This window comes from Sphingomonas glaciei (genome assembly GCF_023380025.1).
Lineage (GTDB): Bacteria > Pseudomonadota > Alphaproteobacteria > Sphingomonadales > Sphingomonadaceae > Sphingomicrobium > Sphingomicrobium glaciei.
Map to the genome: position 1 here is coordinate 1,014,303 of NZ_CP097253.1, position 22,394 is coordinate 1,036,696.

The window sequence follows — 22,394 nt, forward strand, 5'->3', positions numbered from 1 at the left end:
TATTTATCCGCCCTGTTCCAACTTGAGTTTGGGGACCTTTCGGCCCTCCAGCGACTGACCGCGACCGGAAAGCGACGGATTGGTCATGAAATAGGTGTGGAGGTTGAAGGGTTTCTTCTCGCCCGCGACCCGGCGGTACTGGCCGTTGGTGCCGTCGAGAACCCAGCTTTGCTGATTGTCGATAAGGTTGGCGACCATCACCTGCTGCAGCACCTGCGCATGCACAGTCGAATTTTCGAGCGGCACGGCGACCTCGACCCGCCGGTCGAGGTTGCGCGGCATCCAGTCGGCCGAGGAGATGAACAGCCGCGCCTTGCCGTGCGGCAGCCGGGCGCCATTGGCAAAGCACCATATCCGGCTATGCTCAAGGAAGCGGCCGACGATCGACTTGACCCGGATGTTGCTCGACAGGCCGGCCAGCCCTGGCCGCAGGCAGCAGATGCCGCGCACGATCAGCTCGATCTTCACCCCCGCCTCGCTCGCCTCGTAGAGCTTCTCGATCAGGCGGGGATCGACCAAGCTGTTCATCTTGGCCCAGATCGCGGCGGGCTTGCCGGACCGGGCATTGGCAATCTCCACGTCGATCCACGCCGATAGCTTCTCGCGCAGGCTGACCGGGCTCATCACCAGCAGTTCCAGCCCCTTGGGCGTGACGTAGCCGGAGATGTAATTGAACAGCTTGGCAGCATCGCGTGCTGCCCGCTTGGAGGCGGTGAAGAAGCTGAGGTCGGTGTAGAAGCGCGCCGTGGTCGGATGATAATTGCCGGTCCCGAAGTGGCAATAGGTGCGGAACGAGCCGCCCTCGCGCTTCACCACCATCGATACCTTGGCGTGGGTCTTCCACTGGGTGAAGCCATAGACCACCTGCACGCCCGCGCGCTCCAGCCGGCTCGCCCACAGCAAATTCTGCTCCTCGTCGAAGCGGGCCTTCAGCTCGACAACCGCGGTGACCGACTTGCCGGCCTCCGCCGCCGCAACCAGCGCATCGACGATCGCCGACTGCTTGCCCGCGCGGTACAACGTCTGCTTGATCGCCACCACGTCGGGATCGCTCGCAGCCTGGCGCAGGAAGGCGACCACCACGTCGAAGCTTTCATAAGGGTGGTGGACGACGAAATCCTTGTCGCGGATCGCCGCGAAGCAGTCGCCCCCATGCTCCTTCACCCGCTCGGGGAAGCGCGGGGTGAAGGGCACGAAGCGAAGCTCGGAATGACCGTCGACGTCGACCAGCTGCTGGAAGTCGGCGATCCCGATCACGCCCGAGCTTTCGGCGATCAGCGCATGCTCGGCCCCGACGCCCTCGCGTACCAGATTCTCGAGGTCGAGCGGGGTCCCGCTGGTGAACTCCAGCCGGATCACCCGGCCCCGGCGGCGCTGCTTGATCGCCGATCGGAAGGTGCGGACGAGGTCTTCGGCATCCTCCTCGATCTCGATGTCGGTGTCGCGCAGGACCCGGAAGGCGCCCGCCGCGATCAGCTCGAACCCGGGGAACAGCAGATCGAGGTGCGCCCCGATCGCCGCGTCGATCGAAATGAAGCGGGTGCGGGTCCCGGGAAGCTGGAGGAAGCGAGGAACCGAGGCCGGGATCATCAGCACTTCGCTGACTGATTCCTTGTCGGCGCTGTCGACCATCGCGAACACCAGGGCATAGCCAAGGTTGGGCACGAACGGGAACGGGTGCGAAGGATCGACCGCCTGCGGGGTCAGCACCGGCAGGATCTGCTCCGACAGGAAGGTCCGTAGCCACGTCTTTTCGGCCTCGTCGAGCGCCTTTGCATCGACCACCTCGACCCCCGACTGGCCGAGCAGGTCGGAGAGGATCAGCCAGGTGCTCTGCTGCTCGGCGATCAGGGCGTCGGCCTCGGCGCTGATCCGTTCCAGCTGCTGGGCCGGGGTTTGCCCGTCATAGCTGCGCTCCTCCAGCCCCTCGAGCTGCTGCTCCTTGAGGCCAGCCACCCGGACCGAGAAGAATTCATCGAGGTTGGAGCCGCTGATCGACAGGAAGCGCAGCCGTTCGAGCAGCGGGTGCGCGGGGTTGGCAGCCTCCTCTAGCACCCGGCGATTGAACGCCAGCCACGACATCTCGCGGTTGAAGTAGCGGCTCTGCCCCTCCTTCAGCCCACCGTCCTTCGAACCCGTGGTCCTGATCTCGGCCGGCGCGTTCACTCTTCCGATCCTCCGTCGATGATGCCGCCGCTGATCAGCGCGCGGCGGACCGTTGGCAAAGTCAGCCGTGCGTTGGCGGCGATAGCGAACCGGTCGATCGCCTCGACCACCCGCTCCGCCGTCCAATAATCGCGGGTGACCCGCTCGCAGGTGTAGCGCAAGGCTTCGTCGGGAAGGTGCAGGCCGCGATCGGCAAACAGGCGGCGAATCAGCGCGGCGAACAGCGCGTCGTCGGGCTGCTCGATGGAAGTCACCGGGGTGATTGCCAATCGGGTTCGAAGATCCGGCAAGGTGATCTTCCAGCCCGGCGGCGCCTGGTCGGCGACCATCACCAGTGGGCGGCCGGTCTCCTGCGCCTGGTTCCAGGCATGAAACAGCGCTTCCTCGTCGTGGCGGTCGGCGGGATCGAACAAGCGCCCGCCGACCCGCGCCACGAAGTTGCGCGCCAGCAGCGATCGGCCCGAGCGGCGCGGGCCGGTAAGGATGGTCGCCTTGACCGGCCAGCTCGACCAGCGGCGGAAGTGCTCGAACGCTCCCTCGTTCGCCTGGCTGACGATGAACCGGCTGTCGTCGCTCCCCTGCGGCCAGTCGAGCGGGAGCGCGATCTGGTCGGGCCCCCTCACCTTACTCTCCCGGCCGGTTGTTCGGAATGGGCGTGATCGGCTCGGGCGCCGGGCGCGGCGGTTGCGGCGCCGGGCGTGGAGGTTGCGGCGTCTGAGGCTGGGGTTGCGCAGGCTGGGGTTGCGGCTGCGCCGGCTGCGGCGCGGGCGGGGCATAGCCGGTGATGGTGAACACCCCGCTGGCGCTGCTGGTCTGCCAGCCGCGCGCATTCAGCGCACCGGCAAGCTGACCGGCCGAACCCTTGAACCGCACGACCAGCACCTGCGCGCCGATCTCCTGCACCGAACGCACGCCAGGGATCGAGCGCAGCCAGCCGACCGGCGAATAAGGCGAGGTGACCGCGATCTGGATGACCTGCTCGGTCGGCGCCGCCTCGGGTACTTCTTCCTCGATCTCCTCGACCGGCGGAGGAGGCGGCGGCAACAGGCTCTGATCGGGCTCGAGCCCGCCCGACGCCAGCCACGACGTGTAGAGTGCGTCCATCCGCTGCACGCCCTCGGCCATCATCCGCGGCAGTTCGGCGCTGCTGTCGGCGCGCAGGGTGAAGCTGCCCAGCAGCTTGCGATCGGCGCCGAAGCTGCCGGTGAAGGTCGCGACCGACGGCCCGCCCGGATACAGTCGCCGGACATGGGCGGTGGCGACAAGCACGTCGGCGGCACCGTAGAAATCGACGAGGTTGCGCCACATCGCCCGGCCCGGACGGCGCACCTGCGCGGCGGTGGCCAGCAGCGGATCGATCCCCTGCCCCGAGATCCGGACGTAATCGATCGCACTGTTGGCGGTACGATATTCGGCCCACGCCCGCTGCCACGGGTTGCGCAGCTCGACCGTCGTCGCGGTGCCGCCGCTGACCATCACCGGGATGAGCAGCATCGGCGCCGAGCGGCTGACCGGCCCCTCTGCCCCCAGCAGCGGCGCCGAGCGCGAGCGGTCGAACAGCACCTGCAGGGTGGCGATGTAGCGGCCGGGCGCGATGCGCTCCTCTTCGATCGCGATCGAGCTGACGATCCCGTCGAGGGTCGAATCGGGCAACTTGGGCGCTTCGCTCAGCGGCCTGCTGTGCATCTTGGCCCACAAGGCGGCGAAGCCCTGGCGCTGCGCAAGCCGCCAGCCGGCCAGCCGTGCGCTTTCGGCATCCTTGGCCGCGACGTCGACCTTGATCCCGCCGATTTCCAGCGTGCTGGCGCTGTCGATAGGCGGAATCCCGCGGTCCCCGCTCTCCAGCTGAGCGAAGACGGCGGTGCCGAGCCCGAACGAAGCGAGCAGCACGACCACAAGAGTGCGCAAGGGAAGGCGCGGCATACCGGCGCCCTCAAAGCAGCTTGGGGCTCGATTTCCAAGGCTCTTCTCGGCTAGGCGGGGCTTATGGGGCTGACTTACGAAGAGGCGGGCGTCAGTATCGCCGCCGGCAACGCGCTTGTGAAAGCGATCGGACCGCTCGCCAAGGCGACCCGCCGGCCGGGCGCGGATGCCGATCTCGGCGGTTTCGGCGGCTTCTTCGACCTCAAGGCCGCGGGCTTCGTCGACCCCTTGCTGGTCGCTGCCAACGACGGGGTCGGAACCAAGCTCAAGCTGGCGATCGATCTCGGACGGCACGAGGGCGTCGGCATCGATCTCGTCGCCATGTGCGTCAACGACCTGGTCGTGCAGGGCGCCGAGCCGCTGTTCTTCCTCGACTATTTCGCCACGGGCAAGCTCGACACCGGCACCGCCGAAGCGGTGGTCGCCTCGATCGCGCAGGGGTGCCTCCAGGCCGGCTGCGCGCTGATCGGCGGCGAGACCGCGGAAATGCCCGGCATGTATGCGCCCGGCGACTATGACCTCGCCGGCTTCTGCGTCGGCGCGGTGGAGCGCGGGCAGCAGCTGACCGGAACGTCCATCCGCCCCGGCGACCTGCTGCTCGGACTCGCCAGCAGCGGGGTCCATTCCAACGGCTTCAGCCTCGTCCGCCGCCTGATCGAGGTGAACGGCTGGAAACTTGACCGCCCCGCCCGCTTCGATCCCGACCGCCTGCTCGGGCAGATCCTGCTGGAGCCGACCCGCATCTACGTGAAGAGCCTGCTTCCCGAAATCCGCGCCGGAAGGATCAACGGCCTCGCCCACATCACCGGCGGCGGCCTGCTCGAGAACATCCCGCGGATCCTTCCCGACGATTGCCACGCGATTGTCGACGCCGATTCGTGGAGCCTCGCGCCCCTGTTCAGCTGGCTCCAGGCCGGCGGTGCGATCGAGCCCGAGGAGCTTGCCCGCACCTTCAACTGCGGGATCGGCATGGTGGTGGTGGTCTCGCCCGACCAGGCCGACGCCGTCATCGAAGGCCTGGCCGCCGCCGGCGAGACCGTTCACCGCATCGGCCGCATCGAAGAAGGCCAGCGCGGCTGCACCGTCCGCGGCCCCGACGAAAGCTGGAGCGCTCGCGGCGCGTGGAGCGCCACTCACAACCATGGCTGACCGCGCCCGCGTCGCCATCGTCATTTCGGGCGAGGGCAGCAACATGGCCGCCCTGCTGTACGCTAGCCGCCTGCCCGGTTCCGCAACCGAGATCGTGCTGGTCGCCTCGAACAACCCCGACGCCCCCGGCCTGGCGCTGGCCGAAAGCGAAGGCGTCCCGACCTGGTCGCATAGCCACAAGGGCCTGACCCGCGAAGCGTTCGACGAAGCGCTTCACGATGCCCTGGCCGAAGCGAAGCCCGACGCCGTGGCGCTGGCCGGCTACATGCGCCTGCTCACCCCCGCCTTCGTGTCACACTGGCAGGGCAGGCTCCTCAACATCCACCCCTCGCTGCTGCCGAACTACCGCGGGCTCGACACCCACCGCCGGGTCCTCGACGCCGGGGACAACCATGGCGGCTGCACCGTGCACCTCGTCACCGACGAGGTCGACGCCGGTGAAATCCTTGGCCAGATGCCCGTGGCGATCCGACCCGGCGACACCGTCGACACGCTGGCCGCGCGCGTCCGCCACGCCGAACACCAACTCTATCCAGCCACCCTTGCGGCCTATGTCTCGCGCCACCACGATGCCGGCTGGATCGAGCAGCAGGTCGACGCCCTCGCCGCCGCGCTTCCCGAAGTCAGCCGCAAGACCAGCCACGGCAGCCCCGGCTGGGCAGTCGGTAGCGAGAAGACGGCCAAACTGTTCGCCATCCTCGCCGACCGCCACCACGGTGAGGACGCGATCGGCTTGCTGGTGAAAAGCAGCGGCGCGGATGAGATGACCGGCCTGATCGAGGCCCGCCCCGACGTCTATTACTGGCCCAAATATTATGGCGCGAGCGGCTGGCTCGGCCTCAAGCTCAACCGCCCCGATACCGACTGGGAAGAGGTCGCCGCCTGGCTGCAGCGCAGCTGGGGCGCGTGCGCTCCGTCGCGCCTGACCAAGTTGATGCGCGCAGCGGACGAGTTCTGATTTCGCCGCCGTTCGCCATCCTGCTCTGGCTGGCCGGGGTCAACGCCCTTACCTTCTTTCGCTTCTGGCAGGACAAGCAGCGTGCCGGTCGCGGCGAATGGCGGGTGTCGGAAAGCGAGCTCCTGTCGTTGGCCTTTCTCGGCGGCACCCCGGCGGCCTTCGCCGCCCGCCACCTGCTCCGCCACAAGACCCGCAAGCAGCCCTTTTCCACCCAGCTGACCCTGATCGCCCTCGCCCAGGCCGCCGGTCTCACCTGGCTCGCCGCTACTTGAAGGCGCCGAGGCGCTTGCCGCGGGTCAGCGCGCGCAGCACTTCGATCCGTGCGCGCAGCTCGGAGGCTTCCGCGCCGCTGAGGCCGCCAGCGGCATAACGCTCCTCCAGCATTGCCACCTCGCGCGATTCGCGGCGCAGTTCACGCGCCTGCTTCTTCGACAGCGCCCCCTCCTCGCGCCCCTTGCGGACGTCGCGGCGGATCAGGCCGAGTTCTGCGCTGGTCGCCGGATTATAGGCAGGCAGCGCGCGCGGCTCGGGCGGTAGGCTGCCGACGAGCGGACCCGACGCCATCATCATCGTCAAGGCCAGCCCGATCATCCTGCATCTCCTCTTCGCTCACGGTCGAAAAGGTCATTTCGCCGCTGAACCGAAGATGAAGAACGCCGCCCACGAAAAAGGCCCGCCGGATCGCTCCGGCGGGCCCTCTTTCAACTCAACTACTTAAGCTCAGCCGACGATCTCGTCGGCCTTGAAGAAGTAATCGATCTCGATCGCGGCGTTCTCGTCCGAGTCCGAACCGTGGACCGAGTTCGCCTCGATCGACTCGGCCAGTTCCTTGCGGATGGTCCCGGCGTCGGCATTCGCGGGGTTGGTCGCGCCCATGATGTCGCGGTTGCGCTTCACGGCGTCTTCGCCTTCCAGCACCTGCACGACCACCGGGCCCGAGATCATGAACGACACCAGGTCGTTGAAGAACGGACGCTCGCGGTGAACGCCGTAAAAGCCTTCGGCCTGGTCCTTGGTCATGTGGATGCGCTTGGACGCGACGACGCGCAGGCCGGCCTCCTCCAGCATCTTGGTGACCGCGCCGGTCAGGTTGCGGCGGGTGGCATCGGGCTTGATGATCGAGAAGGTGCGCGTGACGGCCACGGTTTGGCTCCGTTGGTTGAGGTGGGTGGTGAAAGGATTGCGCGCGCCCCTAGCGGGAGGGGGCGGATCAGGCAAGGACTCAGGCCTTGCGCGTCCAGCGCCCGTCCTCGCGCGCCCAGTAGTTGCGCTCGACCCCCTCGCGGCCCGACAGCAGCTTCCACGCCTGCCTAGCCTCCTGCAGATTGGCCTCGTCGAATAGGTGGAACGCCCGTTCGAAGGTCAGCGCCGCCTCCCGCCATTCGCCGTCCGCGACCAGCAGGTTGCGCGCGCCGTTCGACGGGTCGGGCGTGGTCGACAGCAGAATCGGCTGGCGGGTGTCCTCGCCCTCCCCGGCGATGCCGTGGGCAAGGAAGTCCGCCTCCCCCTGGTCCCACAGCAACCGGTCGAGCCGCGCCAGCGCGCCTTCGTCGCTCATCACCACCAGCAGCCGCTCACCGCCCTCGACGACCTTGGCGGCGAGGCTCGCCACCACTTCGTCGACCGGGGCCCCGGCCAGCTGGTAGAAGTCGACCCTCACTCCGCCGTCAGCTCCACGAACCGATCGAGCAGGCGCACGCCGAACGCGGTCGCGCCCTTGTCGAAGGTGGTGCCGGGCTTGTCGCTCCACACCGTGCCGGCGATGTCGAGGTGGGCCCATTCGACCCCCTCCTCGACGAACCGCTGGAGGAATTGCGCCGCGGTGATCGAACCCGCCTCGCGCGACCCGACATTCTTCATGTCGGCGATCGGGCTGTCGATCAGCCGGTCGTAGGCGTCGCCCAGCGGCATGCGCCACAATTTCTCGCCCGTCTCGGTGCCTGCGGCCGTCAGTTCGGCCGCCAGTGTGTCGTTGTTGGAGAACACGCCGGCATGCTCGTGGCCCAGCGCGATCAGCATCGCCCCGGTCAGCGTCGCCAGGTCGACCAGCCGCTTGGCGCCAAGTTCGCGCTGGGCGTAGGTCATGACGTCGGCCAGCACGAGGCGCCCCTCGGCGTCGGTGTTGATGACTTCGATCGTCTGACCGTTCATCGAGGTGACCACGTCGCCCGGCCGGGTCGCGCTGCCCGACGGCATGTTCTCGACCAGCCCGCACAGGCCGATGACATTGGCCTTGGCCTTGCGGCTGGCGAGCGCGAGCATGGCGCCCGCGACCGCTCCGGCGCCGCCCATGTCCCACTTCATCGATTCCATGCCGGCGGCCGGCTTGATCGAAATGCCGCCGGTGTCGAAAGTCACGCCCTTGCCGATCAGCGCCAGCGGCTTGTCGGTCGCGTGGCCGCCGCCGTTCCAGCGCATCACCAGCAGCCGCGGTTCGCGGATCGTGCCCTGGTTGACGCACAGCAGCGAACCCATGCCGAGCTTTTCCATCTCGGCCTGGTTCAGCGCTTCGATCTCCAGCCCGGTGCCCTCAGCGGCCTTCTGCACGCGCTCGACGAAAGTCTCGGCATAGATGATGTTGGCCGGCTCGGTGACCAGCTCGCGGGTCAGCTTGATCCCCGCCAGCACGCCCTCGTAGCGCTCGGTCCAGCGCTGCTCGCTTCCGGCCGGAGCGCCGACGATCACCACTTCCTCGACGCTCGGCTTCTGCTTGTCCTTGAGCTTGGTCCGGTAGCGGTCGTAACGCCATGCCCGCGATGCCGCACCAAGCGCCAGCCGGGCGGCGGCATCGGAGTCGAACTTCGTCCCCGTTAGGTCGATCGCCAAACTCTTCTCGCCCGACGTCAGAAGCCGGCCGACCGCCGCCCCGCCCAATTTCTCGGCCGCGGCGCCATCGCTGCCGCTGCCGGTTCCGATCAGCACCAGCCGGCGCACCTGCGCCTCGCCATTGCCGCCGATCCAGCTTTCCGCCGCCGCGCCCGCTTCGCCTTCGAAGCGCTGCCCGCGCGCCGCCGCCTCGACCGCCGCCCGATTGTCACTAAGCGAGGCAAGGTTGCCGCGTTCGGCGCCGGCCACCGGAAGGACCAGGGCAAAGCTGCCGGAAGGAAGGACGTCGGCGAAGCGGATCTGCATGGGGAGTGTCACCTGCAATGGTGGGGGAAAGGGCTGGCCGCGTCCTTAGGCCCGCGTCCCCTGCGCTGCCAAGCCCGTTGCCCCGCGTAACGAAGGCTGCAATAGGCTGCCTCTTCAAGGCTCACTGGCGGATCAAGGCGGACATAAAGGGTGCGATACGGCGTCACGGCCTGGACGGCGCTTCCGCTGGTCCTCGCACTCAGTGCGCCGGCCGCTGCGCAGCAGGGCGACATCGCGCCTCCCGCCGCCGAAGCCCAGCCGCTTCCCGCCGAGACCCAGCCCCTCGCCGCGGCCGAGGAAGAGATCGCCTTCACCGCCGACCGTGTCGAATATGACAATGACAATGAGGTCGTCACCGCCGCCGGCCAGGTCCGGGTCAATCGTCAGGGCACTTTCGTCGCTGCCGACCAGGTCCGCTGGGACCGCCGCACCGGCGAAGTGGTCGCTTCGGGCAACGTGGTGGTGGTGCAGCCGCAGGGCGACCGCCTGATCTCCGAGCGGATCGTGCTCGACGACGCGCTGCGCGATGCCACGGTCGAGAATCTGCTGGTCGTCCTCGAAAGCGGGGGCCGTCTTGCCGCCGACCGCGCTACCCGCACCGGGGACGTCACCACCCTCACCAACGCGGTCTACAGCCCGTGCCGGGTCGAAAGCGAAACCGGCTGCCCGCGCCGTCCCAGCTGGCGAATCCTCGCCGCCCGCGTCCGCTACGACCAGAAAGCCGAACGTATCCGCTTCGAACGTGGCCGGTTCGAACTGTTCGGGATCACCCTTCCCCTGCTCCCGGTTTTCAGCCTCGGCACCAGCAGCGGAGGCGATGGCTATTCGGGCTTCCTGCTCCCCGAACTGCGCTACAGCCGCCGGCTCGGCGCCGAACTGTCGCTGCCCTACCACATGCGGTTCGGGCCCAACCGCGATCTTACCGTCACCCCTCACCTCTATACTTCGGTCGTGCCCGCGATCGAGGGCCGCTATCGCGAACTGAACAGCCTTGGCGCTTTCTCACTCGGCGCGTTCGTCACCTACGGCGACCGGTCGAGCTATGACGACAGCCGCACCAATCGCGGCCTGCGCGCCTATTTCGAAGGCAATGGCAAACTCCAGTTCGACCCGGTCTGGAGCCTGACCGGCCAGCTTCGCGCCGCCACCGACAAGGACGTCGCCCGCTTCTACGACGTCAACCGCGACGACCGGTATCGCAACTTCCTCGACCTCGAGCGGATCGACCTCGACAGCTACGTCAGCATCGCCGGCTGGGCATTCCAGGGCGTCCGCCAGAACGACATCCAGCGCACCATCCCCTTCGCGCTGCCCGCGATCGATGCCCGCCTTCGCTTGACCGACCCGGTGCTGGGCGGGCGGGTCGAGCTTCAGGCCAACAGCCTCGCGGTATTCCGCCGCGAAGGGCAGGACAGCCAGCGCGCCTTTGCCGGCGCCCGCTGGGACCTGCGCCGGCTGACCACGCTCGGCCAGGAGATCCTGCTCACCGGCTACGCCCGCGGCGACATCTACCACAGCGATCAGAATGAGCTGACCACCGCCGCCATCTATCGCGGGAAGGAGGGCTGGCGCGGACGCGGGATCGCCGCCGCCGCCGCCGAGATCCGCTGGCCGCTGACCGGCGAACTCCTCGGCGGGATCCAGCGCCTGACTCCGCGCGCCCAGTTGGTGGTTACTCCGCCGACCGCGAACATCAGCCTGCCCAACGAGGACAGCCGCTCGGTCGACCTCGAGGACAGCAACCTGTTCGCGCTCAACCGCTTCCCCGGCTACGACCGGTGGGAGGACGGCAGCCGCATCACCTACGGGCTGGACTGGAGCCTCGACCGTCCAGGCTGGGCGGTGACCAGCAACATCGGCCAATCCTACCGCCTTAACCGCGACGTGCAGATCTTCCCCAACGGCACCGGGCTGACCGATCGCTGGTCCGATTTCGTCGGGCGCACCCGGGTCAAGGTCGGCCGCTTCGTCGACCTCACCCACCGCTTCCGGCTCGACAAGGACAATTTCGCGGTTCGCCGCAACGAGGTCGACCTTACCGTCGGCACCACCGAAACCTATGCGCGGATCGATTACCTGCGCCTCAACCGCAACGTCGATCAGGCGGTCGAGGATCTTCGCGACAAGGAAGAATTGCGGCTTGCCGGCCGCTGGAAATTCCATCGCTTCTGGTCGGTATTCGGCGCCACCGTGCTCGACCTCACCAACACCGACGAGGATCCGCTCACCATCGCCGACGGCGTCAACGCCGTGCGCCACCGCCTCAGCCTCGATTACGAGGACGATTGCCTGTCGTTCGGGATCAGCTGGCGGCGCGACTATGAACGGCTCGGCGACCGGGCCGAGGGCAGCACCTTCAGTTTCCGCCTGTCCTTGAAGGGCCTGAGCCGCTAAATGCGCTCATCGCCGGTTCAGCGCCGCCTTGGCAAGGCTGCGTGAACTGCTTGAAATAACAAGGGATACAAGGCTCCTCATGGCAAAGGCCAAGACGCTTTTCACGACTGCCCTGATGGCCTCGCTCGCGGGGGTCGCCGCTGCGCAGGTCGCCCCGCAGGGCAGCCAGCCCGCTCCGCGCAACAGCACCGCCGCGCTCAACCTGCCGCAGGTAGTCAATGTCTACGGGCGTCCGATCCCGGCCGTGGTCAAGGCCAGCGCGATCGTCAACGGCCAGGTCATCACCCAGACCGACATCGACCATCGCCTCGCCCTGCTGGCGCTCGCCAACAGCCAGCCGATCCCGGCCGATGAGGAAGAGCGGCTGCGCGTCCAGGTCCTCCGCAACCTGATCGACGAGACGCTCCAGATCCAGGCCGCCGATGCCGCCGGGATCAAGGTCAGCGCCGCCGACATCGACCGCACAGTCGCCCGCGTTGCCGAAGGCGTGAAGCGCAAGCCCGCCGAACTCGTCCCCTACCTCAAGGAAAATGGCAGCTCGATCGGCTCGATCCGCCGCCAGATCGAGGGCGAGATCGCCTGGCAGCGTCTCCAGCGCCAGAAGATCGAAAGCCAGATCAGTGTCGGCGACGACGAGGTCACCGCCGTGATCGACCGCCTGAACGCGTCCAAGGGTACGCAGGAATATCGCGTCGGCGAAATCTACCTTCAGACGACGCCGGCCAACCAGGCCCAGGTCGCCCAGCAGGCGCAGCAGATCGTCGCAGCGCTGCGCCAGGGTGCGAGCTTCGCCGGTTACGCCCGCCAGTACGGCCAGTCCTCGGTCGCGCCGGTCGGGGGCGACCTCGGCTGGGTCCGTCCCGAACAGCTTCCCGAACCGATTGCACAGACCCTGTTGCAGATGCAGCCCGGGCAGCTCAGCCAGCCGATCCCGGTCCCGGGCGGGGTGTCGATCATCGCCGTGCAGGACACTCGCAAGGTGCTGACCGCCGATCCGCGCAACGCCGTCCTGTCGTTGAAGCAGGTCTCGATCGCCTTCCCGGCCGGCACCAGCGCCGCGGCGGCCGAGCCGACCCTCCAGCGCTTCGCCGCTTCCACCCAGAACGTCGGCGGGTGCGGCGGTGCCGACAAGCTCGCCGCCGAATTCAAGGGCGAAGTGGTCCAGTCCGATGCGGTCAAGCTGCGCGACCTTCCGCCCGCACTGCAGGAGATGATGCTTCCGATGCAGGTCGGCCAGTCGACCCGCCCGTTCGGCAGCATCGCCGACGGCGTCCGGGTGCTGGTGATCTGCGGTCGCGACGAGGAGTCGAGCGCCAACGCCCCAAATCGCGACGCGGTGTTTGCCCAGCTGCAGGAAGAGCGAGTCAACCAGCGCGCCCGCCGCTACCTGCGCGACCTTCGCCGTGACGCCGTCATCGACTATCGCTGAGGTGGTCATGACGCGGCGCGGGCGTTAGGGGCCGGGCGATGAGTCCGCACCCTCCCCTGCTTGCCGTTTCGCTCGGGGACCCGGCGGGCATCGGCCCGGAAGTGGTCGCCAAGGCCTGGGACGGCCGCCAGGCGCTGGACCTGCCGCCGTTCGTCGCGGTCGGCGATCCCCGCAGCCTGTCGGAAGTGTGGGACGGGCCGATCGCGGTCGTCTCCGATCCCGCAGAGGCGCGCGCCGCCTTCGACCACGGCTTGCCCCTGCTCGCGGTTCCCGCCGCTTCCGCCAGCAGTCCCGGCCAGCCCAACAACGCCGGCGCCCACTGCAGCCTCGACAGCCTCGAGCTCGCCGTCGGCCTCGCCCGCTCGGGCTCCTGCGCGGGCGTTATCACCGGGCCGGTCGCCAAGCACCAGCTCTATTCGATCGGCTTCAGCCACCCCGGGCAGACCGAGTTCGTCGCCGAACGCTGCGGCGTGTCGCCCTCCAACGTCGCGATGATGCTCGCCGGCCCGACGCTGCGGACGGTTCCGGTCACCACCCACCTGCCCCTGCGCGACGTGCCCGGCGTCCTCACCACCGCGCTGATCGAGGCGCGCGGCCGGGTCACCCTGCGCGGTCTCCAGCGCAGCTTCGGCATCGCCAGTCCGCGCCTGGCAGTGGCCGGCTTCAACCCCCACGCCGGTGAAAATGGCGCGCTCGGCCGCGAGGAAATCGAGCTGATCGAGCCCGCCATCGCCACCCTGCGCGCCGAGGGCTGGGACGTCACCGGGCCACATCCCGCCGATACCATGTTCCACGCCTCCGCCCGCGCCCGCTACGACGCGGCGCTCTGCATGTATCACGACCAGGCGCTGATCCCCCTCAAGGCGCTGCACTTCGAGGAGGGCGTCAATCTCACGCTCGGCTTGCCGATCATCCGCACCGCGCCCGACCACGGCACCGCCTTCGACATCGCCGGGCAAGACCGCGCCGATCCGCGGGCGATGGCGGCGGCAATCCGCATGGCCGCGACCTGCGCCCAGCATCGCCTCGCCCACGTCTGAGGTGGCAGCGCTCCCGCCCCTGCGCGAGGTCATCGCCCGCCACGGGCTGTCCGCCTCCAAGGCGCTCGGCCAGAACTTCCTGCTCGACCGCCAGTTGCTGGCCCGCATCGCCGCCATTCCCGGCGACCTTCATGGCCAGTCGGTCTACGAAGTCGGCCCCGGCCCAGGAGGCCTGACCGGCGCGTTGCTCGACGCCGGCGCCCGGGTCACCGCGGTCGAGCGCGACCGGCGCTGCTTGCCAGCCCTCGCCGAACTCGCCGAACTGTTCCCCGGTAACCTGACCCTGATCGAGGACGACGCCCTCAAGATCGCCGAGGAGCCGCTGGTCGGCCGCGGCGCCCACGTCGTCTCCAACCTCCCCTACAATGTCGGCACCGCTCTGCTGCTGCGCTGGCTCGCAGCCGATTGGCAGCCGTGGTGGTCGAGCCTGACCTTGATGTTTCAGAAGGAAGTCGCCGAGCGGATCGTCGCCAGCCCGGGTGACGACGCCTACGGTCGGCTGGCGGTCGCGGCTCAGTGGCGCGCCACGCCGCGGATCGAATTCCCGGTCCATCGCTCGGCCTTCGTGCCCCCGCCCCGGGTCACCTCGGCGGTGGTCCACATCGTGCCGGCAGCCGAACCCGAAGGCGTCGCGCACGCCGTGCTCGAACGCCTCACCGCCGCCGCCTTCGGCCAGCGCCGCAAGATGCTCCGGCAAAGTTTGAAGTCGGTGGAAGGCGCGCTCGACGCGTTGCCCGCCCTCGGCATCGCTGTCGAGCGCCGGGCGGAAACGGTCAGCGTGGACGAGTGGGTCGCCCTCGCTCGCGCGCTCAGTTCTTCTTAGGAGCTGCCGCCGGAGCCTCGGCCTTGGCCATGGCCGGCCCGCGCTGGATCAGCGCCGACAGGCTGGTCGCCGGGGCGCAAGGATTGGACCCGCACAAAGTCTTGATCTTGGCGAGGTTCTGCTGCGCCCGGGCCACCGCGCCAAGCTCGACCATCGCCTCGCCCTGCACGCCCAGCGCGACCGGGTCGTTGGGCTCGAGCGCCAGCGCCTTGTTGGTGAAGCGGATCGCCTGGCCATAAAGCTTTTGCCGCTGCGCCACCCGCGCTAGCGCCACGAACGCGCCGCGGTTGCGGGGATCAACGATCAGCGCCGCTTCCAGCGCATCGTCAGCCGCCTGGAACTGCCCCGCCGCAAGCGCAGTCTCACCGGCCTTCTGCCACTGCAGCGACTGGGGGCTGATCTGCGCATCGGGCACCTGGGTTCCGCCCGAACTGGCGACTGTCGCTCCAACGACCCCAAGGGCAACAACAATCGGAAGCAAACGCATCATCGTCTCCCAGGCGGGGTTTCCGCTCATGTGGCACGGAACCGCGCAATGAAAAAGCCGTCGGTCCCGTCATGTCCCGGCGTGAGAAGCGGGCCAACAACGTCCAAACGCCCGACGTTCACCGGAATATCCTCGGCCACAAACCCTGAATGGCGGCTGAGGAAAGCCTCGGCCTGCGCGCCCCCCTCGCGGGTCAGAAGCGAGCAGACCGCATAGACCAGGCTGCCCCCCGGCCGGACCAGCGGCGCGGCAAGGTCGAGCACCCGTTCCTGCAGCGCTTCCAGCCGGTCGAGCCGCTCGGGCGTCAGCCGCCAGCGCCCCTCGGGATTGCGCCGCCAAGTACCCGATCCCGAACAGGGCGCATCGACCAGCACCAGGTTAGCGAGCCCATTAAGGTCGGCAAGTCCCTCCTCCTCGCGTGGTTGGTCGAGCAGGCGGCTTTCGATCGCGGCCCCAGCCCGCTCGGCGCGCGGCTGAAGCTTCTGCAATCGCGCCCGGCTGGTGTCGCAGGCGACGATCCGCGCTTCGGGGTTGGCCGCAGCCAGCGCCAGCGACTTGCCGCCCGCGCCCGCGCACAGGTCGACCATCAGCGCCTGCTTAGCCGGGTCGCAGGCCAGGGCGATGAGCTGGCTGCCCTCGTCCTGCACCTCGACCAACCCGTCAGCGAATGCCTCGTCGGCGCTGACCGCGCTGTCCGGCGCCAGCCGCAATCCCCACGGGCTAAGCGGTGTCGGCGAAGCGGCAAAATGCGCCGCCATCTCGTCGCGGCTGGTGCGGGCAAGATTGGCGCGCAGGTCGACCGGCGCGCGCTCGATCAGCGCTGCCCACTCGCCGCTGTCGACCAACGGCGACAGCAAGGGCTGCAGCCATCCGGGCACCACGCCCGCGTCCGCCCGCGGTTCGTCGTCGCTGGCCGCGGCCGGGCCATGACCTACCCCGTCGAACAGCTCGGGCGCGACCGGCAATAGCGCCGCGCGGCCGCTGACCGGCAGCTCGGCCGAATGACGCACCGCGCGAAAAACCAGCTCACGCACCGCCCGCCGGTCCTTCGACCCGGCATAACGCCGCGTCTTGAAATAGGCCGACACCAGCGCGTCGGCCGGCGGGCCGTCGTTCCGCGCCGAAGCGATCACCTCGTCGAGGATCTCGACTGCCGCCTGGGCCCGCGCCGAGGGGGTCACGTGCCTGACCTCGTCGAGCCGCTCATCTCAGCGCGTCGGATAATTGGGCGCTTCCCGCGTGATCGCCACGTCATGGACGTGGCTTTCGCTGAGGCCTGCGCCGGTGATCCGGATGAAGCGCGCGCGCTCCTGCATCTCGGCAATGGTGCGCGATCCGGTATAGCCCATCGCCGCCTTCACGCCGCCGACCAGCTGGTGGACCACGTCGCGCACCGGACCCTTGTAGGGCACCTGTCCCTCGATACCCTCGGGGACCAGCTTCATCGTGTCCTTGATGTCCTGCTGGAAATAGCGGTCGGCCGATCCCCGGCTCATCGCGCCCAGTGATCCCATCCCGCGGTACGACTTGTACGCGCGGCCGTGATAGAGGAACTGCTCGCCCGGCGTCTCGTCGGTCCCGGCCAGCAGCGATCCGACCATCGCGCTCGACGCGCCCGCGGCCAGCGCCTTTGCGAGGTCGCCCGAGGTGCGGATCCCGCCGTCGGCGATCACGGGGACGCCGCTTCCGCGCGCCGCCGAAGCAGCCGCCATGATCGCGCTCAGCTGAGGCACGCCGACGCCTGCGACGATCCGCGTGGTGCATATCGATCCCGGCCCGATCCCGACCTTGATCGCATCCGCCCCGGCATCGACCAGCGCTTTGGCGGCATCGGCGGTCGCGACGTTGCCGGCGATCACCTGCACGCTGTTGGACGCCGACTTCACCCGCTCGACCGCGCGGGCGACGTCGATGTTGTGGCCGTGCGCAGTGTCGATGACGATGCAGTCGACCCCAGCCTCGATCAGCGCCGACGAGCGCTCCCAGCCCGAATCACCGACGGTCGACGCCGCCGCCACCCGCAGCCGCCCCTCGCCGTCCTTAGTCGCATTGGGCGAGGCCACCGCTTTCTCGATATCCTTGACGGTGATCAGCCCGACGCAGCGCCCGTCCTCGTCGGTGACGATCAACTTCTCGATCCGCCGCTGGTGCAGCAATCGCTGCGCTTCCTGTCGGCTCGTTCCCGGAGCGACTGTCGCCAAATTCTCGTGGGTCATCAGCTCGGACACCGGCTGATTGGGGTTTTCGGCAAACCGCACGTCGCGGTTGGTGAGGATGCCGCACAGCCGCCCCGAACGCTCTACCACCGGAACGCCGCTAATCTTGTGCCGCTTCATCAGCTCCAGCGCCTCGGCCAGCGTCTGCTCGGGCTGGAGGGTGAAGGGATTTACCACCATCCCGCTCTCGAAGCGCTTGACGCTGCGCACGGCGTCGGCCTGTTGCTGGGTGGTGAGGTTGCGATGCAGCACCCCGATCCCGCCCAATTGCGCCATGGCGATCGCCATGTCGGCCTCGGTCACCGTGTCCATCGCCGAAGAGGACAATGGAATGCGAAGCTCGATGCCGCGAGTGAGGAAGGTGCGGGTGTCGGCCTCGGACGGGAGGACGCTCGATGCCAGTGGCTGGAGCAGGACGTCGTCGAAGGTGAGACCCAGCGGAATGTCGTTGCTGTGGGGGAAGTCGGCCATGCGCGCACTTGGCCGCTGAGACGCGATTCGGCAAGGGGCTAGCGGGCCAGCAGCCGCTCCGCCGCCTCGACATGCATCCGTTCGATCATCTCGCCCTCGAACCGCTGCGCCCCGCCGCCCGCGGCCGCGACCAGTCGCGCGGCTCGCGCAAGTTCAGCCTCGGTCGGCGCGAACGCCTGCTTGCAAGTCGCGATCTGGTCGGGGTGGATCAGGGTCTTGCCGTCGAACCCGAACGCCCGCCCCTCCGCCGCTTCCGCCGCGAACCCGTCCGCATCGTCCAGCTTGTTGAACACCCCGTCGAAACACGGAACGCCCGCCGCCCGCGCCGCCAGCACGAACGTCTGCAGCGCTGTCTGCAGCGGCTCGCGTCCCGCCCCGGACGGCAGGCGCAAGGTCGCGGCCAGGTCGTTCGTACCCGCGATCAGCGCCGCGGCTACTTCCGCGACCTCCCAGCAGCGCCGCACGCCCAGCGGCGTCTCGATCATCGCCGCGACCGGCTTGCCGGTCCGCTCCGCTACCTCGCGGATCACCTCAACACTCTCCACCCGCGGCACGATGACGAGGTCGGCGCGGCTGTCCCGCACCGCCGCGCAATCGGCGTCGAACCACTCGCTCGCCGCGCCGTTGACCCGGATCGCCGCGGGCACCCCAAACGGATCGGTCACCGCCGCTACCGCCGCCGCCCGCGCTTCGTCCTTCAGTTCTGGCGCCACCGCATCCTCTAGGTCGAGGAAGATCACATCCGCAACGCTCCCCCGGGCGCGCCGGATCGCCCCCGCCCGGCTGGCCGGCAGGAACAGCACCGCGGGGCGTCCGAACAGGTTCAGCACCGGCCCGATTTCGCTTCGCTTGGGGCCTCAACTCGCGCATGATGAGAGCAAGAACTCCGGGGGATAAGCATGCTCGAAACGTTCCTGCTCTTCGTTGCCCTGCTGGTGCTGCTGTTCGTCATGTCCAGCATCAAGATCGTCCACCAGGGCCACCGCTACACGATCGAGCATTTCGGCCGCTTCGTGCGCGTCGCCGACCCCGGCTTCAACTTCGTCCCCGCCTTCTTCTACCGCGTCGGGCGCAAGATCAACATGATGGAGCAGGTGCTCGACATCCCCGGGCAGGAGATCATCACCAAGGACAATGCCATGGTGGCGGTCGACGGGGTGGTCTTCTTCCAGGTGCTCGACCCGGCAAAGGCCGCCTACGAGGTGTCGGACCTCTACACCGCGATCATGGCGCTCTCGACCACCAACCTGCGCACCGTCATGGGCTCGATGGACCTCGACGAGACCCTGTCCAAGCGTGACGAGATCAACGTCCGCCTGCTGCAGGTGGTCGATCACGCCACCGAAAGCTGGGGGGTCAAGATCACCCGCGTCGAACTGAAGGACATCCGCCCGCCAGCCGACATCGTCAACGCCATGACCCGCCAGATGAAGGCCGAGCGCGAAAAGCGCGCCGCTATCCTCGAATCCGAAGGCATGCGTGCGTCGGAAATCCTCCGCGCCGAGGGCGAGAAGCAGGCCAAGATCCTCCAAGCCGAGGGCCTCAAGGAAGCCGCATTCCGCGAAGCCGAGGCGCGCGAACGCGCCGCCCAAGCCGAAGCCTCCGCCACCAAGTCGGTCAGCGACGCCATCGCCGGCGGCGACGCGCAGGCGATCAACTATTTCATCGCCCAGAAATATGTCGAAGCGCTCGGCAAGTTCGCGGACTCGCCCAACGCCAAGACTATCCTAATGCCGGTCGAGGCGACCCAGCTGATCGGCAGCCTGGGTGGGATCGGCGAGATCGCCAAGGCCGCGTTCGGCAAGGACGAACCGCCGCTCGACCTCACCCGCCGGGCTCCCGGCAATCCCGGCGTCCCGCGCGTCGGCGGTTGAGCGATGAACGGCATCGACCATGGCTGGTGGTGGCTGATCGGCGGCGTCCTGCTGCTGATCGCCGAAGTCCTCGCGCCCGGCTTCTTCCTGCTGTTCATCGGCGTCGCGGCGATGGTCACCGGGGTATTCGTACTCCTGTTTGACTTTGGCCTCGCCCCCGCGCTGGCCCTTTTCGCCATCTACACCGCGCTCGCCGTCTATCTTGGCCGCAAGGTCTACGCGAACCGCCCGGTTCCCGCCTCGTCTCGCCATCTCAACGACCGTTCGGCGCAGCTGATCGGCCGCGGCGCGGTGGCGGTCAGCGCGATAGACGGCGATGGCGGCCGGGTCCGCCTCGGCGACAGCGAATGGAGCGCGCGCGGCGCCTCCGCCCAGCCGGGCGACCGGGTCCAGATCATTGGTGTAGAAGGCAATTGCCTGATCGTGGAGGCCGCGCCTAAGCTGCCGGCATGACATCCCTTACCCGCCGCGAGGCCCTCGTCGCCGCCGCGTCCACCACCGCCCTCACCGCCTGCACCGTGAACGCGCCCGGCGGCATCGCCAGCGCCGGGTCCGGACCGAAGATCAACGAAGCGCAGGCGACGGCGCTGCTCGATTCCGTCGCCGCCAACCTCCTCGCCTTGTCGCCGGAAAGCGCGACCTCGCTGGGCATCGACAAGGGCGCCAATGCCGCGCTCCGCTCGCGCCTGTCGGATCGCTCGATGGCGGGACAGGCACGCGTTGCGGCAGTGGTCCGCTCCGACCTTGCGCGCGTGAATGCGGTGGACCTGTCGGGCCTGACCCCGTCGAGCCGGACCAGCATCGAGGTGATCCGCAGCGCCTACAATTCCGCCTCGCAGGGCTTCGCCCAGCCTTATGGCGACGTCGCCGTCGGCGGCTGGCGCAACAGCCCTTATGTCGTCATCCAGAATGTCGGCGCCTATCTCGACCTGCCCCGCTTCCTCGACAGCGACCACCAGATCGAAACCGCGGCTGACGCCGAAGCCTATGTGGCTCGCCTCTCGGCCGCCCCCGCCCAGCTCGACGGCGAGACGGCCCGGATCATCGCCGCGCGCGAGAAGGGCCTGGTCCCGCCTTCCTTCCTGATCGACAAGGCGCTCCCGCAGATGCGCCAGTCGCTGGCCGGCGCGAAGAGCGGCGGGACGATGGTCGAATCGATCGTTCGCCGCACCCGCGACAAGAACATCGCCGGCGATTGGGAGCGCCGCGCCCGCGCCATTACCACCGGCCCCTATGCCGCCGCTCTCGAACGCCAGATCGCCGAGCTCGAGCGCCAGCGCACAGTCGCCAGCGCCGCGCCCGGCATGGCCGCCCGCCCCGGCGGCGCCGATTATTATCGCTGGGCGCTCAAGGCTTCGACCACCACGCCCCTTTCGCCCGACGAAATCCACCAGATCGGTCTGTCCGAACTGCGTGAACTGCAGGGCCGGATGGACCCGATCCTCAAGAGCCTCGGCTACACCCAAGGGTCGGTCGGCAGCCGGATGCAGGCGCTCGGGCGCGATCCGCGCTATCGCTTCTCCGAAGGCGACGAGGGCCGGGCCGAGATCCTCGCCTTCATTCAGGAGCGGCTGCGGCTGGTCCGGGCCAAGCTGCCGCAGATGTTCCACACACAGGTCCGCGGCAATCTCGAGGTGCGCCGCTTGCCGCCCGAGGAGGAGCCCGGCGCGCCCGGTGCCTATGGCGGCGCGGGCTCGATCGACGGGTCGATCCCCGGCAAGTTCTGGATCAACCTGCGCGAGACCAGCCTGCATAACAAGTTCGACCTGCCCGACCTAACGCATCATGAGTCGATCCCGGGTCACGTCTGGCAGGGCGAATATGCCAACAAGTTGCCGCTGATCCGCACCATGCTCGCCTTCAACGCTTATTCCGAAGGCTGGGCGCTCTACGCGCAGCAGCTGGCGGACGAATTCGGGCTGTACGATGACTTTCCCGCCGGCCGCCTCGGCTACCTCCAGGGCATCGCCTTCCGCGCCTGCCGACTGGTGATCGACACCGGCCTCCACGCCAAGGGCTGGAGCCGCGAGCAAGCAGTGCGCTTCTTCATGGACGAGAACGGCACCAAGGAAGCGGAGGCGCGCTCCGAAGTCGATCGTTATTGCAGCTGGCCGGGCCAGGCCTGCGGCTACAAGATCGGCCACACCGCCATCAACCGCCAGCGCGACCGGGCTCGCACCGCGCTTGGTGATCGCTACGACATCCGCCTGTTCAACGATGCGGTGCTGCTCGGCGGCAACGTCCCGATGGACGTGCTGGCGCTCAACGTCGGCGAGTATATCCGGGGCAACGGTGGCCGCGTGTGACGATGCGCTAGCGCCCAAACGAGCGC

21 protein-coding genes are annotated in these 22,394 nt (G+C 68.4%); 10 read left to right on the top strand and 11 right to left on the bottom strand.

Features of this window, described 5'->3' with window-relative positions; genetic code table 11:
- Positions 1–3 precede the first annotated feature (3 nt).
- The 3 genes from M1K48_RS04840 to M1K48_RS04850 are packed head-to-tail and all read right to left on the bottom strand — an operon-like array spanning position 4 to position 4,089.
- Positions 4–2,166 carry an RNA degradosome polyphosphate kinase gene (locus M1K48_RS04840; protein WP_406697178.1) on the bottom strand — a complete coding sequence of 721 codons (2,163 nt, stop codon included), beginning with the start codon at positions 2,164–2,166 and terminating at the stop codon, positions 4–6.
- Positions 2,163–2,789 carry an HdaA/DnaA family protein gene (locus M1K48_RS04845; RefSeq protein ID WP_249504727.1) on the bottom strand — a complete coding sequence of 209 codons (627 nt, stop codon included), beginning with the start codon at positions 2,787–2,789 and terminating at the stop codon, positions 2,163–2,165. Before M1K48_RS04845 ends, M1K48_RS04840 begins: the two co-directional genes overlap by 4 nt.
- Before the next feature lies 1 nt (position 2,790).
- The gene (locus M1K48_RS04850) at positions 2,791–4,089 is read right to left on the bottom strand and encodes a heavy-metal-associated domain-containing protein (RefSeq protein WP_249504728.1); all 1,299 of its coding nucleotides are present in this window, start codon (positions 4,087–4,089) and stop codon (positions 2,791–2,793) included.
- A gap of 63 nt (positions 4,090–4,152) precedes the next feature.
- Here M1K48_RS04850 and purM point away from each other — a divergent pair, with 63 nt between their 5' ends.
- The 3 genes from purM to M1K48_RS04865 are packed head-to-tail and all read left to right on the top strand — an operon-like array spanning position 4,153 to position 6,468.
- Positions 4,153–5,238, top strand: coding sequence for a phosphoribosylformylglycinamidine cyclo-ligase (gene purM / locus M1K48_RS04855; protein WP_249504729.1), 1,086 nt, complete (start codon positions 4,153–4,155; stop codon positions 5,236–5,238).
- Positions 5,231–6,196 carry a phosphoribosylglycinamide formyltransferase gene (gene purN / locus M1K48_RS04860; protein WP_249504730.1) on the top strand — a complete coding sequence of 322 codons (966 nt, stop codon included), beginning with the start codon at positions 5,231–5,233 and terminating at the stop codon, positions 6,194–6,196. Before purM ends, purN begins: the two co-directional genes overlap by 8 nt.
- Positions 6,145–6,468 carry a DUF1294 domain-containing protein gene (locus tag M1K48_RS04865; RefSeq protein ID WP_406697181.1) on the top strand — a complete coding sequence of 108 codons (324 nt, stop codon included), beginning with the start codon at positions 6,145–6,147 and terminating at the stop codon, positions 6,466–6,468. Before purN ends, M1K48_RS04865 begins: the two co-directional genes overlap by 52 nt.
- Here the strand turns inward: M1K48_RS04865 and M1K48_RS04870 are convergent.
- The 4 genes from M1K48_RS04870 to M1K48_RS04885 all read right to left on the bottom strand — a co-directional run bounded on the left by M1K48_RS04870 (position 6,461) and on the right by M1K48_RS04885 (position 9,328).
- Entirely contained in the window at positions 6,461–6,787 is a 327-nt protein-coding gene (locus M1K48_RS04870; RefSeq protein ID WP_249504731.1) for a hypothetical protein, read from the bottom strand. The two genes, M1K48_RS04865 and M1K48_RS04870, sit on opposite strands and share 8 nt — an antisense overlap.
- A 129-nt stretch (positions 6,788–6,916) precedes the next feature.
- Positions 6,917–7,339: a nucleoside-diphosphate kinase gene (gene ndk / locus M1K48_RS04875; RefSeq protein ID WP_249504732.1), complete on the bottom strand. Its 423-nt coding sequence runs from the start codon at positions 7,337–7,339 to the stop codon at positions 6,917–6,919.
- A 79-nt stretch (positions 7,340–7,418) separates the two neighbouring features.
- Complete coding sequence (locus M1K48_RS04880; protein ID WP_249504733.1) at positions 7,419–7,856, bottom strand: DNA polymerase III subunit chi; 438 nt, start codon at positions 7,854–7,856, stop codon at positions 7,419–7,421.
- On the bottom strand, positions 7,853–9,328 hold the full coding sequence (locus tag M1K48_RS04885; protein ID WP_249504734.1) for a leucyl aminopeptidase: 1,476 nt from the start codon (positions 9,326–9,328) through the stop codon (positions 7,853–7,855). Before M1K48_RS04885 ends, M1K48_RS04880 begins: the two co-directional genes overlap by 4 nt.
- A gap of 150 nt (positions 9,329–9,478) precedes the next feature.
- Between M1K48_RS04885 and M1K48_RS04890 the strand changes: the two genes are divergently transcribed.
- The 4 genes from M1K48_RS04890 (at position 9,479) to rsmA (ending at position 15,014) form a co-directional block, all read left to right on the top strand.
- Positions 9,479–11,722, top strand: coding sequence for an LPS-assembly protein LptD (locus tag M1K48_RS04890; RefSeq protein WP_249504735.1), 2,244 nt, complete (start codon positions 9,479–9,481; stop codon positions 11,720–11,722).
- Positions 11,723–11,801: 79 nt separating this feature from the next.
- Entirely contained in the window at positions 11,802–13,151 is a 1,350-nt protein-coding gene (locus tag M1K48_RS04895; RefSeq protein WP_249504736.1) for a peptidylprolyl isomerase, read from the top strand.
- Positions 13,152–13,189: 38 nt separating this feature from the next.
- Entirely contained in the window at positions 13,190–14,191 is a 1,002-nt protein-coding gene (pdxA, locus tag M1K48_RS04900) for a 4-hydroxythreonine-4-phosphate dehydrogenase PdxA (RefSeq protein ID WP_249504737.1), read from the top strand.
- Between the two features lies 1 nt (position 14,192).
- Positions 14,193–15,014 carry a 16S rRNA (adenine(1518)-N(6)/adenine(1519)-N(6))-dimethyltransferase RsmA gene (gene rsmA / locus M1K48_RS04905; RefSeq protein ID WP_249504738.1) on the top strand — a complete coding sequence of 274 codons (822 nt, stop codon included), beginning with the start codon at positions 14,193–14,195 and terminating at the stop codon, positions 15,012–15,014.
- On the opposite strand, the gene M1K48_RS04910 is transcribed toward rsmA, so the two are convergent.
- The 4 genes from M1K48_RS04910 to M1K48_RS04925 are packed head-to-tail and all read right to left on the bottom strand — an operon-like array spanning position 15,001 to position 19,018.
- Complete coding sequence (locus tag M1K48_RS04910) at positions 15,001–15,531, bottom strand: tetratricopeptide repeat protein (protein WP_249504739.1); 531 nt, start codon at positions 15,529–15,531, stop codon at positions 15,001–15,003. The two genes, rsmA and M1K48_RS04910, sit on opposite strands and share 14 nt — an antisense overlap.
- Entirely contained in the window at positions 15,528–16,682 is a 1,155-nt protein-coding gene (locus M1K48_RS04915) for an RsmB/NOP family class I SAM-dependent RNA methyltransferase (RefSeq protein WP_249504740.1), read from the bottom strand. Before M1K48_RS04915 ends, M1K48_RS04910 begins: the two co-directional genes overlap by 4 nt.
- A gap of 27 nt (positions 16,683–16,709) precedes the next feature.
- Complete coding sequence (guaB, locus tag M1K48_RS04920) at positions 16,710–18,188, bottom strand: IMP dehydrogenase (RefSeq protein ID WP_249504741.1); 1,479 nt, start codon at positions 18,186–18,188, stop codon at positions 16,710–16,712.
- Positions 18,189–18,226: 38 nt separating this feature from the next.
- Entirely contained in the window at positions 18,227–19,018 is a 792-nt protein-coding gene (locus M1K48_RS04925; RefSeq protein WP_249504742.1) for an HpcH/HpaI aldolase/citrate lyase family protein, read from the bottom strand.
- A gap of 69 nt (positions 19,019–19,087) precedes the next feature.
- On the opposite strand from M1K48_RS04925, the gene M1K48_RS04930 reads away from it, so the two are divergent.
- Genes M1K48_RS04930 through M1K48_RS04940 form a run of 3 tightly spaced genes read left to right on the top strand, consistent with a single transcriptional unit; the run spans position 19,088 to position 22,368 of the window.
- On the top strand, positions 19,088–20,062 hold the full coding sequence (locus M1K48_RS04930; RefSeq protein ID WP_249504743.1) for an SPFH domain-containing protein: 975 nt from the start codon (positions 19,088–19,090) through the stop codon (positions 20,060–20,062).
- Between the two features lie 3 nt (positions 20,063–20,065).
- Positions 20,066–20,515 (top strand): NfeD family protein, encoded by a 450-nt coding sequence (locus tag M1K48_RS04935; protein ID WP_249504744.1) that lies wholly within the window; start codon positions 20,066–20,068, stop codon positions 20,513–20,515.
- Positions 20,512–22,368, top strand: coding sequence for a DUF885 domain-containing protein (locus M1K48_RS04940; protein ID WP_249504745.1), 1,857 nt, complete (start codon positions 20,512–20,514; stop codon positions 22,366–22,368). Before M1K48_RS04935 ends, M1K48_RS04940 begins: the two co-directional genes overlap by 4 nt.
- Positions 22,369–22,394 lie beyond the last annotated feature (26 nt).